At 27.6% G+C, this 14,252-nt stretch carries 13 protein-coding genes; 6 read left to right on the top strand and 7 right to left on the bottom strand.

What is annotated here, in order from left to right; all coding sequences use genetic code 11:
• Positions 1-4 precede the first annotated feature (4 nt).
• The 3 genes from sufC to R3342_RS10890 are packed head-to-tail and all read right to left on the bottom strand — an operon-like array spanning position 5 to position 2,577.
• The gene (sufC, locus tag R3342_RS10900; protein ID WP_318940148.1) at positions 5-742 is read right to left on the bottom strand and encodes a Fe-S cluster assembly ATPase SufC; all 738 of its coding nucleotides are present in this window, start codon (positions 740-742) and stop codon (positions 5-7) included.
• 47 nt (positions 743-789) lie between these two features.
• Entirely contained in the window at positions 790-2,238 is a 1,449-nt protein-coding gene (gene sufB / locus R3342_RS10895) for a Fe-S cluster assembly protein SufB (RefSeq protein WP_318940146.1), read from the bottom strand.
• 9 nt (positions 2,239-2,247) lie between these two features.
• Positions 2,248-2,577, bottom strand: coding sequence for an iron-sulfur cluster assembly accessory protein (locus R3342_RS10890; RefSeq protein WP_318940145.1), 330 nt, complete (start codon positions 2,575-2,577; stop codon positions 2,248-2,250).
• A 126-nt stretch (positions 2,578-2,703) separates the two neighbouring features.
• On the opposite strand from R3342_RS10890, the gene thiL reads away from it, so the two are divergent.
• Positions 2,704-3,750, top strand: coding sequence for a thiamine-phosphate kinase (gene thiL, locus R3342_RS10885; RefSeq protein WP_318940144.1), 1,047 nt, complete (start codon positions 2,704-2,706; stop codon positions 3,748-3,750).
• Here thiL and R3342_RS10880 read toward each other — a convergent pair.
• On the bottom strand, positions 3,747-4,526 hold the full coding sequence (locus R3342_RS10880) for an alpha/beta fold hydrolase (RefSeq protein ID WP_318940142.1): 780 nt from the start codon (positions 4,524-4,526) through the stop codon (positions 3,747-3,749). The two genes, thiL and R3342_RS10880, sit on opposite strands and share 4 nt — an antisense overlap.
• Positions 4,527-4,528: 2 nt before the next feature.
• A complete protein-coding gene (locus R3342_RS10875) occupies positions 4,529-5,185 on the bottom strand; it encodes a hypothetical protein (RefSeq protein ID WP_318940141.1) in 657 nt (218 codons plus the stop codon).
• A 99-nt stretch (positions 5,186-5,284) separates the two neighbouring features.
• On the opposite strand from R3342_RS10875, the gene R3342_RS10870 reads away from it, so the two are divergent.
• Entirely contained in the window at positions 5,285-6,610 is a 1,326-nt protein-coding gene (locus tag R3342_RS10870; protein WP_318940139.1) for an aspartate kinase, read from the top strand.
• Positions 6,611-6,674: 64 nt separating this feature from the next.
• On the opposite strand, the gene R3342_RS10865 is transcribed toward R3342_RS10870, so the two are convergent.
• Together R3342_RS10865 and R3342_RS10860 are read right to left on the bottom strand one after the other, a co-directional pair.
• Complete coding sequence (locus R3342_RS10865; protein WP_318940137.1) at positions 6,675-8,426, bottom strand: helix-turn-helix domain-containing protein; 1,752 nt, start codon at positions 8,424-8,426, stop codon at positions 6,675-6,677.
• A 216-nt stretch (positions 8,427-8,642) separates the two neighbouring features.
• Positions 8,643-9,935 carry an aminopeptidase P family protein gene (locus R3342_RS10860; RefSeq protein ID WP_318940136.1) on the bottom strand — a complete coding sequence of 431 codons (1,293 nt, stop codon included), beginning with the start codon at positions 9,933-9,935 and terminating at the stop codon, positions 8,643-8,645.
• Between the two features lie 167 nt (positions 9,936-10,102).
• Here R3342_RS10860 and R3342_RS10855 point away from each other — a divergent pair, with 167 nt between their 5' ends.
• From R3342_RS10855 to R3342_RS10840, 4 genes are all read left to right on the top strand, one after another.
• A complete protein-coding gene (locus R3342_RS10855; RefSeq protein ID WP_318940134.1) occupies positions 10,103-10,957 on the top strand; it encodes a ChaN family lipoprotein in 855 nt (284 codons plus the stop codon).
• Between the two features lie 92 nt (positions 10,958-11,049).
• Positions 11,050-12,279: a PAS domain-containing sensor histidine kinase gene (locus tag R3342_RS10850; RefSeq protein WP_318940132.1), complete on the top strand. Its 1,230-nt coding sequence runs from the start codon at positions 11,050-11,052 to the stop codon at positions 12,277-12,279.
• Positions 12,279-13,343: a response regulator gene (locus R3342_RS10845; protein WP_318940131.1), complete on the top strand. Its 1,065-nt coding sequence runs from the start codon at positions 12,279-12,281 to the stop codon at positions 13,341-13,343. Before R3342_RS10850 ends, R3342_RS10845 begins: the two co-directional genes overlap by 1 nt.
• Positions 13,344-13,436: 93 nt before the next feature.
• Positions 13,437-14,249, top strand: a complete 813-nt coding sequence (locus tag R3342_RS10840) for a universal stress protein (RefSeq protein WP_318940129.1) — start codon at positions 13,437-13,439, stop codon at positions 14,247-14,249.
• Positions 14,250-14,252: the final 3 nt, after the last annotated feature.

Raw genomic sequence — 14,252 nt, 5'->3', positions numbered from 1 at the left:
TGTTTTATTTCAACCAGTCGTATCCTTTTTTCTCTAATTCAAGTGCTAATTCTTTACCTCCAGATTTTACAATTTTACCATTGTATAAAACGTGTACAAAATCGGGTACAATATAATCCAACAATCGTTGATAGTGTGTTATAACTAACACGGAGTTTTTATCACTTTTTAGTTTGTTAACTCCTTTAGCAACCACTTTTAAGGCATCAATATCTAAACCAGAATCGGTTTCGTCTAAAATTGCCAGTTTTGGCTCAAGCATTGCCATTTGAAAAATTTCATTTCTCTTTTTTTCACCTCCAGAAAATCCTTCATTTAAAGAACGAGATAAAAACTTACGATCAATTTCTAATAAATCAGATTTTTCACGAATTAGTTGCAACATTTCTTTTGCTGGTAACTCTTCTAATCCTTTAGATTTTCGTGTTTCGTTAATTGCTGTTTTTATGAAGTTAGTTACGGTAACTCCTGGAATTTCAACTGGATATTGAAAGGATAAAAAGATGCCTTTATGTGCTCTTTCTTCAGGAGCTAAATCACTTAAATCTTCTCCATCAAGCATTACTTTGCCTTCGGTTACTTCGTATTCTTCTTTTCCTGCAATAACGGCAGATAATGTACTTTTACCAGAGCCGTTTGGTCCCATAATAGCGTGTACTTCTCCAGCTTTTATTTCAAGGTTTATTCCTTTTAAAATTTCTTTATCGTTTATGCTTGCGTGTAAATTATTTACTTGTAACATTTTTTAATTTGTTATTTGAAAATTTTTTGAATGTTGTTTTGTTTTAATTATCCTACTGATCCTTCCAAACTTATTTCTAATAATTTTTTGGCTTCAACGGCAAATTCCATAGGAAGTTTATTTAGCACATCTTTACTAAAACCATTAACTATTAATGCAATTGCCTTTTCGGTATCAATACCTCTTTGGTTACAGTAAAATAATTGATCTTCACCAATTTTACTTGTAGTGGCTTCGTGCTCAATTTGAGCAGTCTTATTTTTAGCTTCTATGTATGGAAAAGTATGAGCGCCACAATTGTTTCCCATTAATAATGAATCACATTGAGAAAAATTACGAGCATTATTTGCTCTTGGACTAACTTTTACTAAACCTCTATATGAATTTTGAGATTTACCTGCGGAAACTCCTTTTGATATTATAGTACTTTTGGTATTATTTCCTAAATGAACCATTTTGGTCCCAGTATCTGCCTGTTGATGATGATTAGTTACCGCAATAGAATAAAATTCACCAACTGAATTATCTCCTTTTAACACGCAACTTGGGTATTTCCAAGTTACAGCACTTCCTGTTTCTACTTGTGTCCAAGATACTTTTGCGTTGGTTTCACAAAGTGCTCTTTTTGTAACAAAATTATAAACTCCTCCTTTTCCTTCGGAATCTCCTGGATACCAGTTTTGTACGGTTGAATATTTTATTTCTGCATTGTCTAAAGAAATTAACTCAACAACAGCTGCATGTAATTGGTTTTCATCTCTTTGCGGAGCTGTACACCCTTCTAAATAACTAACATAGGAGCCTTCATCTGCAATTAATAGTGTTCTTTCAAATTGCCCAGTCCCACCTTCATTTATTCTAAAATAAGTGGATAATTCCATTGGACAAGTAACTCCTTTTGGAATATAACAAAAGGAACCGTCAGAAAATACTGCTGAATTTAAAGCTGCATAAAAGTTATCGCTTTTAGGAACAATACTTCCTATATATTTTTTAACTAACTCAGGATGTTTTTCAATAGCTTCGGAAATAGGGCAAAATATAATGCCTTTTTCATTTAATGTCTTTTTAAAAGTAGTTGCTACGGAAACCGAGTCCATAACTACATCAACGGCAACATTACTTAGTCTTTTTTGTTCATCAATAGAAATACCTAACTTTTCAAAGGTTTTTAATAGTTCAGGATCTACCTGATCTAAACTTTCTAATTTAGGTTTCTTTTTAGGTGCGGAATAATAACTGATGTTTTGAAAATTTGGTTTTTCGTAAGTAACATTTGCCCAATCAGGTTCTTCCATTTCTTTCCAAATTTTGAAAGCATCTAATCGCCATTCTGTCATCCAAGCTGGTTCGTTTTTCTTTTTAGAAATTGCAATTACAATATCTTCATTTAAACCAATAGGAAATTTATCAGATTCAATATCTGTATAAAACCCATACTCATATTCTTTATTTTCGAGGTCTTTTTTTAAATCGTCTTCTGTAAATTTATTCATTTTAATATTTTAAAGTGAAAAGCTTTCTCCACAACCACAAGTACGTTCCGCATTAGGGTTGTTAAAAACAAATCCAGTTCCGTTTAATCCGCCTGAATATTCTAGTGTAGTACCAGCTATATATAAAAAACTTTTGGTATCTACTACTACTTTAACTCCATTGCTTTCAAAAAGTTTATCGGCGTCTTGTTTTTCTTTGTCAAATTTTAATTCGTAAGAAAGACCAGAACAACCACCACTTTTTACACCAACTCTAACGAAATGAATTTCAGGATTTAATCCGTCTTCTTTCATTAGTTCTATTACTTTCTTTTTTGCTATGTCCGATACGTTTATCATTTGCTTAAATAGATTAATTCTAAATTAGTGCAAATATAGGTACAAATAATCACTTTTAATAATCATTTTGAATTGATTACAGTAATAGAGTAATAGATGTTACCTATAAAAAATTATATTTGCAAAATGTTAGAAAATAAAAATGAAAGTCGTACAAAATTAGCCGAATTAGGAGAATTCGGTTTAATTAATCATTTAACTCAAAATTTTAAATGCACTCAAAAGTCCACAATTAAAGGAGTTGGAGATGATACTGCGGTAATTTCAACAAAAAAACAAGTTTTAATTAGCAACGATTTATTGGTGGAAGGAGTTCATTTTGATTTAAGTTATATGCCGTTAAAACATTTAGGCTATAAAGCTGTTATGGTAAACTTATCGGACATTTATGCGATGAACGGAACTGCAACTCAAATTACAGTTTCTATTGCAGTATCTAACCGATTTCCTTTAGAAGCTTTAGAGGAATTATATGAAGGAATTTACTTAGCTTGTAAAACTTATAATGTAGATTTAGTAGGAGGAGATACAACTTCCTCTACAAAAGGATTGCTTTTAAGTATAAATTCTATTGGGGAAGTGGATAAAAATGACATAGTATATAGAAGTAACGCTAAACCAAATGATTTGTTGGTGGTTTCTGGAGATTTAGGTTCTGCATATTTAGGATTACAAGTTTTAGAACGAGAAAAACAGGTATTTAAAGTAAATCCTAATTCACAACCAGACTTAACACCTTACACGTATTTGGTGGAACGTCAGTTAAAACCAGAAGCTAGAAAAGATATTATTAAACTTTTAAAAGATTTGAAAGTAAAACCAACAGCTATGATAGATATTTCGGATGGTTTATCTTCTGAAATTTTACATATTTGTTCGCAATCAAAAGTTGGATGTAATTTATATGAAGAAAAATTACCTTTAGATCCGCAGGTAATTTCTACTTGTGAAGAGTTTAATTTAAATAGTACAACTATTGCTTTAAGTGGAGGAGAAGATTATGAATTACTATTTACAATTTCACAGGATGATTTTTTAAAAATTAAAGGAAATCCAAACTTAACGGTTATAGGCCATATTACTAACGAAGATGAAGGTGCTAATTTAATAACCAGAGCAAATCAAAAGATTAAATTAACAGCACAAGGTTGGAATGCTTTAAAAGAAGATTAACAACTTTTTATAAAATTAGATAATATTTTAATTACTTCAGTTTTGTTTTCAATGTAACTCATATGTCCATCAGGTAACTCACTTGTAGTTACTTTGGTGTTTTTTGTTTGATGGATTAAAGATGTATAATCTAATGCGGGATCCTCTTTACTAATTACCATATGAATAGGATAACTGGAGTTTACGTATAATTTTATCTGATTTTCACGAATTTTCATTCCTTCTAAAGCGGCTGTAATTCCTTGTGGATTCATGCGTAATGCATCATTAATGCAATTTTGAATTTCTTTTTTAAAAAGCGTTCTGTTTTTTTCTGAAAATAACATTGGAACAGCTATTTTGATAAACGTTTTATAATTTTCTTTAACGGCTTTAATAGCTCTATTTCTGTTTATCTTCTTTTCTTTAGAATCGGGTAGTGCGGTTGAATTTAATAAACAAATTCCTTTTACATTTTTAGGGAATAATTTAGCAAAAGCCAAGGTAATATAACCGCCCATACTATGGCCAATTATAACGTATTTTCTTAATTTTAAATGATTTAGTACGGATTTTACAATTTCAGCCTGATCTTCCATAGAATGAATGTATCCATGGTTTTCTGAAGCGCCGTGACCTAATAAATCTAGAGTAACAACTTTATATTTTTTAGATAAAATAGGTACAATATCTTTCCACATAAAACTCGATTCAAGAAATCCGTGAAGTAATACTACAGCACTTCCTTTTCCAAAAGTTTCAAATTCTATACGGGTATTTTTAACTAGAATATTCATGTTTAATTTTTCAAACTTTTTATAGCTGAAAATGCATTGTTAACCACATTATCCTCCACTAAAATTGTAAATTCATTAGTAGTGGAAACTACTTCATATAAAGAAATACCTTCCCAAGCTAGTCGTTTAAAAAATTGATAATATAATCCAGCTATTTTAGTATTTTCATCTGGTAAACCAATGGTAATTGCCGATAAATCATCTTTTACACTTGTGCAAAATTCATTTTTATAGCTTTGTTCAATTTGATCTTTTAGTGAAGTTGAAATTAACACGTTACTTTCATGAACTCCACGAGTAAAAGTGAAAAAAACATTAGATTTATCTTTAATTACTTCTAGCATTTTTAAATGACTTTGAATTAAAGTATTTGAATTTTTAAAAGTGTAATCGGATAAATCAGAACGAACTGTAATATCACCTAAATTTTGAAGAACTCTATTTAATTTAATTTTGTTTGCCATTTCTTTAGGAGGGCTATAGCGACGTAAAGCCATCATAATAGCACCCGATTTTATAGGTTTGCGCAACATTTTAGAAATAGGTTCTCTTAATTCTTCTGCTAAAGCGCTATAATTTAAAATATTACGAGATAAAGCATCTTCCAAAAAAGGTTGAGAAATTAAAATTTCTTCAACACAAGTAGCAATAGTTTTCATGTGTTAAATAATTAACGGTTTGTGTAAAATTAGTGTATTATTTTTAAATATTCACAAGAAGTTTAAAATCGTTTTAGATTTGTCATTAAATTATTAGAGATGAAAGTATTAAAGTTTGGAGGAACTTCAGTAGGAACTATCCAAAATATAAAAAGTGTAACTAAAATTATTTCTGACGGAGAAAAAAAAATTGTAGTACTTTCTGCCATGTCAGGTACTACAAATGCATTGGTTGAAATAGCTAGTTGCGTTGAAAATAAAGAAGTTGAAATTGCGAATAAAACTATTACTAATCTGTTTAAAAAATACAGGGAAGTTGTAAATGAACTATTTGAAAATATTAATTTAAAACAAGAAGTTAATATTTATGTAGAAGCAATTTTTAAAAAACTTACCAAAATAAGTTCTCAAACTTATAATGAGTTGTTATACAACACAATAGTAGCTCATGGAGAATTACTTTCCACGTTTATTTTTACAAAATATTTAATTCAACAAGGAATAAAAGCACAATTATTACCAGCGTTAGATTTTATGCGAATTGATCGTTTAAATGAACCTGATAATTTTTATATTCAACAAAATTTAAATAGAATAATTAGAAATAATATTCCTGCAGATATTTATATTACGCAAGGATTTATATGTTTAGATACGGATGGAAATATTGCAAATTTACAAAGAGGAGGTAGCGATTATACAGCAACAATTATTGGTGCAGCTATAAATGCAGAAGAGGTTGAAATTTGGACAGATATTGATGGGATGCATAATAATGATCCAAGGTTTGTAGAGAATACACAAGCAATTTCTAATTTATCGTATGAAGAAGCTGCTGAGTTAGCGTATTTTGGAGCTAGAATTTTACATCCACAAACAGTAATGCCAGCAAGAACAGCCAATATTCCTGTTCGATTAAAATATACAATGTGCCCAGAACTTCCAGGAACTTTAATCAACAATAATGTTACGGATAAAGGTATAAAAGCAATAGCAGCAAAAGATGGTATTACTGCCATAAAAATAAAATCTGCTAGAATGCTGCTCGCTTACGGTTTTTTGAAAAAAGTTTTTGAAATTTTTGAAAAGTATGAAACCCCTATTGATATGATTACTACTTCTGAAATAGCAGTATCCTTAACTATTGATAATACTACATTTTTAGATGCTATTATTGAAGAATTAGAAAAGTTTTCTACGGTTGAAGTGGATGAAAATCAAAGTATAATTTGTTTAGTTGGCCATTCCATAGTAAATCATAATAAAACCCATAAATTATTTAATGTACTTCATGATTTTTCGATTAGAATGATTTCATACGGAGGAAGTGAAAATAATATTTCGTTATTGGTAAACACAAAAGATAAAGTAAAAGCGCTCAGAAATTTAAATGATTATGTTTTTGAAAGTAGTTTAATTGCATAGTTAGGTTTAGATTAGGTTTGTTAATTAAAAAGTCCGTTTATAGCGGACTTTTTTTATTAAAACATTAATCTTGTTTTTCAATTTCTTTAATAAAATAGGAAGGATAAATTCCAGTTTTACTGTAAAAAGCTTTAGAAAAAGATTCCGCATTGTTAAATCCAATTTCTGAAGCTATTGCTTTAATGGCGTATTTTCTAAATGTGTGGTCGCTTGTTAGTTTTTTAATTCCGTAATCTATTCTTAAATCAGAAAGGTAACTACTGAAATTCTTTTTCTTATAAAAATTTATAATTTTTGATAAATAGTTAGAATTTGTATTCAATTTTTTTGCTAAAATGTTTAGGTTTATTTCATTGTCAATAAATTCATTATTTTGTTCAAAATCATTTAAACCTTTTAGTATTTGGTTAATAATTTCTATAGAAATTCCTTGAATTTTAGTTGGTTTACTTTCAGTATGAATAATTGGTTTATTAGCTTCTTTTAACTCTAAAGCTAGTTTTTTAAAACGTTTTTTATATTGTTTCTGTTTTACATAATAATTGATAATAAATGCAAATAGGACAACTACTAAAAAAGATAATCCAAAAATAAATAAAGAGGATGTTTTGTTATTTTTATTAAGGGTTTCTATTATTTTTTCTTTTTCTAGCAATAAAGCTGGTCTGTCGTATTTTTTCGATAAAGTTTCACTAATGTATTTTTTGTTATAATCAATAATACTATCCACATAAAGTAATCTATCAATATATTTCAACTGATTTTCAACGTCTTTCTGTTTTTTATAATGATTTAAAATATTGAACTGTATATCTCTAATTTCTGGAGTTACATCTTTAGATATGTTATAAATAGAATCTGCTTTTTTAAAATTAGAAAAAGCTAGTTTATTTTTAGAAAGATTTTCATAACACAACGCTTTATAATAATAAATATTAAGAAGTTCGTTTGCATTTTTTATGTAAGGAAGACTAATATCTAAATTTTTTATAGCCTTTTTATATTTACCTTGATAATATTGTACAGTACCAAGTTGAGAAATAAATGCGTAGTAATAATGAGAATCTTTATTAGCTGAAATTTCTTTTATTGCATTGTTAACATAAATAATTGCAGAATCAGGTTTTTTTATTAAGCAATAAGAGTTAGATAATGTCATGATATTATTATAATGAAGAAATTTAAAATTCTCAAATTTATCTTTATGACTATTTAGTAACGCTCTATTTTTTTTTAGAATGTTTTTAGATTCATTATAGTTTCCCCAAAACATTTTTAATTGTCCAATACCACTTTGTATATAATATGTTTGTTTTATGTTATTGTTTTTTTTTGCTAATTTTTCAGCAATTAAATAATTATCTAACGAATTTTTGTAATTGCCTAAAGTATAAAAAACGATTCCTTTTACCATGTAGCCGTAACTTGGATAAGTGTAATCTTCATTGTTTTTTGTTAAATGAATAATACTATCACAATAATTTAGGGTGGTTTTATGATTAGAATTTTTAGCAGATAATGAAATTAATTGAGAATATCCATTTGCTATTTTAACAGTATCCTTTTCATTTTTAGCTTTATTTAAATAAGCATTAGCATAAGTTTTAATAAGGAAAGTATCTTTAGGATGAGTTAATTGAGGTTTATATAACTCTTTATAACTTTTGTTTTTTAAGGAATCAGGTATATAAAATTTGTGTTTTTGAGCATAAATTGAAGAAAAATTCAGAAAAAAGACAGCGATAAAAAATATTGATTTTGATTGTAAAATCACATGCAACAAATTGTTTTCAAGTGATTTATGTTCTTTTTTCATTGTTTTAAAAACTATTGGGGAAATCAAAATTACAAAAAATGAGTCTAAATTTATGAATTTGGATTGTTAAAATTATTTAATCAAGAAGTAATAAAATACTTTTGTTTTAAATATTACAAAACTATATTCAATCAAGTAATTATTTATATAGAGGAAAGTTGCAAATAAAAAAACTCGAAATATTATTTCGAGTTTTTTACTAAAATATTATTACAATTAAGAATTCATTAAATCCTCAATCTCTTCTACTTCAATAGGTATATTTCTCATTAAATTAAATGGTTCTCCATTTTTTTGAACAACTACATCATCTTCAATTCTAATTCCCATATTTTCTTCTGGAATATAAATTCCTGGTTCTACTGTAAATACCATATTGGCTTTCATAGGAGTTTTTAAGGCTCCATAATCATGCGTATCTAATCCCATATGGTGGGAAGTTCCGTGCATAAAATATTTTTTATAAGCTGGCCAATTTGGATCTTCATTTTGCACGTCTGCTTTATCAATTAATCCTAATCCTAATAATTCAGAAGACATTAATTTACCAACTTCTTTTTGATATTCTGCCCATAAAACTCCTGGAGCTAACATTTTTGTTGCTGCTGTTTTTACGCGTAAAACGGCATTGTAAACTGCTTTCTGTCTATCTGAAAATCGTCCATTTACAGGTATTGTTCTTGTCATATCACTTGAATAGTTGGCATATTTAGCTCCAACATCCATTAGTAGTAAATCTCCATCTTTACAAACTTTGTTGTTTTCAATATAATGTAAAACGCAAGCGCTGTAACCAGAAGCAATTATTGGAGTATATGCAAAACCATCGGATTTATTTCTTAAAAATTCATGCATATATTCTGCTTCAATTTCGTACTCCATAATGTTTGGTTTTACAAAAGGTAATACTCTTCTAAATCCTTTTTCTGTGATATTACATGCTTGCTGAATGATATCTAATTCTTCTTGTTCTTTTACACCTCGTAACCCTTGTAAAATTTGATTACTTTTTTCCCACTTATGTGCAGGATATTGTGCTTTACATTTTTTTATGAATCTATCTTCACGAGATTCTAATTCTTCCGCTTGGCGATAGTGTTCATTTGTATTAAAATAAATAGTATCCGCTTCTGTCATTAAATCATAAAAAACTTTATCAAAATCTTGCAGCCAATACACAGTTTTTATGCCGGATACATTGGTAGCTTCTTCTTTAGAGTATTTTGCACCATACCAAATAGCAATATGCTCATTTGTTTCAGTTAAAAATAGTATTTCTCTGTGTTTAGGATCTATTGCATCTGGAAATAAAAGCAAAATGCTTTCTTCTTGATCAATTCCACTTAAATAAAAAATATCTCTGTGTTGTTCAAATGGCAAAGTGCTATCGGCTCCGGTAGTAAAAACATCATTTGAGTTAAAAATAGCAATAGATTTTGGTTTCATTTGAGCAGTAAACTTTGATCTATTTTTTATAAAAAGTTTATTGTTAATTGGATCGTATTTCATGATAATTTAGTTTATTCTATAAGTTTCTAATTTTGACTAGAAATTATAAATTAGTTAAATGTTAAGTGTTAAATGAATATCTTTCTATTAAAAATTAATAAAAAGATTAATATTTGTAACAAAGTTATAAATTTGTGAACAACCAATCTAATATTCAAAAAGGATTTATGAGAAAAATTAACACTTTAATATTCGTTTTTTTAATTACATATAGTTTTTTTGGTCAAAATAAACCTGCATATAAATTATACAATTCAAAAGGGCATAAAGTTTCCTACCAGGGTATGATTAAAAAGTTACGTAAAGCTAATGTGGTTTTATTTGGTGAACACCATAACAATCCAATTTCACATTGGCTTGAGTTAGAAGTAACAAAAGATATTTATAAAACCAAAAATTTAGTATTAGGTGCTGAAATGTTTGAAGCAGATAATCAAACACCTTTAAACAATTATTTGTCAGGAAAAATAAACAATAGGGGATTAGATACTTTAGCTCGATTATGGAATAATTATAAAACTGATTATAAGCCTTTAGTTGATTTTGCAAAGAAGAATAAATTAGAATTTATAGCTACTAATGTTCCACGTAAATATGCAAGTTTAGTTTATAAAAAGGGTTTTTTAGCATTAAATAGTTTACCTAAAAATGAAAAATCGTGGATTGCTCCTTTACCAATTAAGTATGATGCTACTTTGCCGGGATATGTTAAAATGAAAGCGATGATGGGAGGTCATGGAGGTGATAATTTACCTAAAGCTCAAGCTATTAAAGATGCTACTATGGCTTATTTTTTATTAAAAAATTTGAAAACCAATTCAGTTTTTATTCATTATAATGGGTCTTATCATTCTAATAATTTTGAAGGTATTTATTGGTATTTAAAAAATGCAGATCCACAACTTAATGTTAAAACAATTAGTATTGTTGAACAACAAAATGTTAAAAAATTTATTAAAGAAAATAAAAATTTGGCAGACTTCATTATCGTAGTGGATAAATTTATGACTAAAACATATTGATTTTTTTTAGCAAAAAACTATGAAATTTAATAGTTATACATTCTAATATTTTTATTAATTTCGAAAATACTATTAACTAAAAAAAAATACGATTGTCTAATCCATTTTACGAAAACGAATACGTTTTTAATGTTTTATTTGAAGCAGTTGCAGAAGGAGTTGTGGTAGTCGATGAAAATCAGACTATTATAATAACAAATACAGCCGCAGAAAAGATGTTTGGCTACTCTAAAAAAGAGCTAATGCACAAACCATTAAGCGTTTTAGTCCCTAAAAGTTTCCATAAAAATCACGATTCTCATTTTAAAAATTACTATCAACATTCCTCTCAAAGGCAAATGGGACAAAATAGAGATTTGTTTGGAGCACATAAAAGTGGAAAACAAATTCCAGTTGAAGTTGGTTTAAACCCATTTGAGTACGATAATAAAAAGTATGTAATGGCCATGGTAATTGATATTACCATAAGAAAAGAAGCCGAGTTAAAAATAATAAATTTAAATGCCGATTTAGAACAAAAAATTGGACTTAGAACAAATGAACTAAATAAAACGGTTGATGATTTAAAAGAAGAAATTAAAAAAAGAAATAAAGCCGAAGCAAAACTAAAGAAGGCTTTAAAAAAAGAAAAAGAATTAAATGAGTTAAAAACAAAATTTTTATCGTTAGTGTCTCATGAATTTAAAACACCACTAAGCGGTATATTAAATGCAGCTATATTAATAGGAAAGTATACAAAATCCGAAATGCAACCTAATAGAGAAAAGCATTTAAGCACAATAAAAAATAAAGTTGATTATTTAAATAGAATTTTAACCGAATTTTTATCTATTGAAAGATTAGATTCTGGAAAAGTAAATTATAAATTCAGTCATTTCAAACTAAGCAAAGTAGTTAATGAAGTTATATATAACGCTAACTTATTATTAAAAATAGGACAGCGTATAATTTATCCTAAAAACATTGATGAAATAGATTTGTATCATGATGAAAAAATAATTGAACTAATAATGTCAAATTTACTACACAATGCAATTAAATATTCCTCAGAAAATAGTACAATAGGTATCGAAATTAAGGTAAAAGATAATTGGTTAATTATGCAAATTAAAGATGAAGGAATTGGAATTCCAGTAGAAGAACAAAACCATATCTTTGAAAGATATTTTAGAGCCGAAAATGCACTTACACTACAAGGAACAGGAATTGGATTAAATATTGTAAAAGGCCATGTAGATAAATTTGGAGGAGACATATCTTTTATAAGCGCTAAAAATTTAGGAACTACTTTTACCATTAAATTACCACTAATTAAAGAATAATGAAAAAAATATTATTAATTGAAGACGACACTACCTTACGCGAAACCACAGCTGAAATACTTGAGCTAGAAAGTTATGAAGTGGTTACTGCAGCAAATGGAGAAAAAGGCGTAGAATTAGCAAAATTAGTTATGCCAGATTTAATTATTTGCGATATTATGATGCCAGAAATGGATGGATATCGGGTATTAGAAATTTTAAGCTCAAATCCAAAAACACAGAGGATTCCATTTATTTTTATGTCTGCAAAAACTGAAATGGCAGAAGTAAGAAAAGGGATGGATTTAGGCGCAGATGATTATTTAACTAAACCAGTTAATGAGGAATTGTTAATTAGTGCTATTGAAAGCAGATTAGCAAAAGCTGAGTTGTTAAAAGAAAGAGAAAATGAAGCTCAAAAAGAAGAAATTAATAAGGACGAAAACAATTATAATAATATCAATTCTATTGATGAATTAAAAAATTATTTTTGTGATTATGGAACAACTAAAGTTTACGAAAAGGGAGAATTAATTTATAGAGAAGGTCAGTTTTGTAATAATGTTTTTTTAATTTATAAAGGAAATGTAAAAAGTTTTAGAACAGATGAATTTGGTAAGGAACTTATTTTAAACATATTTAAAGATGATGATTTTTTCGGTTTTTCAATAGCTTCAGATAATATGCCAAACTATGAAGCAGTTATGTCAATGGGGAAAACAGAAGTTGTATATATTGCCAAAAATACTTTAATAAAAATTTTAGAAGCCAACCATGTTTTATATCTTCAAATATTAAAATTTATAAATGAAAATTTAACTGAAGTTAAAGAACAACTTATGCAAATGGCATATAGTTCCATTAGACGAAAAACCGCAAAAACTATTATAAAATTTGCTAATAAAATGGCATATAAGCCAACCGATAATATTAATATTTCTAGGCGCGATTTAGCAAGTGTTGCAGGTGTTGCAACCGAAAGTTTAATTAGAACGTTAACTAACTTTAAAAAAGATGGTATTTTAGAAATTGAAGGAAGAAATATTAGAATTCTTGACCTTAAAAAGTTAGAAGCCATATACTAGCGTTAGTCTATATAAAATTTATCTTATACCAAACTGATTTCTGTCATAAAAAGTTAATAGGTCTTTCTATATGTTTGCATGTAATTTATATACATGAAGAACATTTTAATATTAACGGATTTTTCTGATAACTATTGGAATTCAATTAGTTACGCGCTAGATCTTTTTAAAGATAAAACTATTAATTTTTTTATTTTAAAAACTTTTAGTAAAGAAAATGAATATTTTAATTTGGAAGAAAGGATTGATGCGGATGATAATTTGGATTCATTACTAAACGAAATAAAGAATACTTCCACCAATAAAAAACATACTTTTAATATTATTAAAGAAGCTAAAAATATTATTACAGCTACAAAAGCACAATTAAAAGAAAATAATATTGATTTAGTTATTATAGGCACTAATGATTTAACATCAAAAAATGTTAAAAATAATAACCATATTTCAGAAGAATTGATTACTAAAGTTCCTTGCGATATAATGGTAGTTCCTAATACAGCTAGTTATTCGGGTTATAATGAAGTAGTATTTGCTACAGAATACACTAACTTTTTAGAAGCAAAAATAACTTATAATTTAAGAGAAAACACACCTTTTAAAAATTCAAAATTTAGATTCTTATATCTTACTAAAGCCGAAAAGCCTTTAAATAATGATCAGCAATGGAATAAAGAAACTTTGCATGATTATTTTAAAAATGTTTCGCATAGTTTTAGTGAAAAAGTAAATAATAATTTAGCGGTTTCATTAGACGAGTTTGTTAAAGAAATTAAAGCAGATTTAATTATTACTGCAGCCAAAAATTTAAATTTAATTGAACAATTAATTTTTAGGCCAAACAGTAAAAATTTAAATTACACTAATAAAACACCTTTTTTAGTATTAAATCAAAGCACTATTTAATAC

It is taken from the genome of Lutibacter sp. (assembly GCF_033723435.1).
Taxonomy (GTDB): domain Bacteria; phylum Bacteroidota; class Bacteroidia; order Flavobacteriales; family Flavobacteriaceae; genus Lutibacter.
This window is presented reverse-complemented; position numbering and strand designations above follow the sequence as displayed.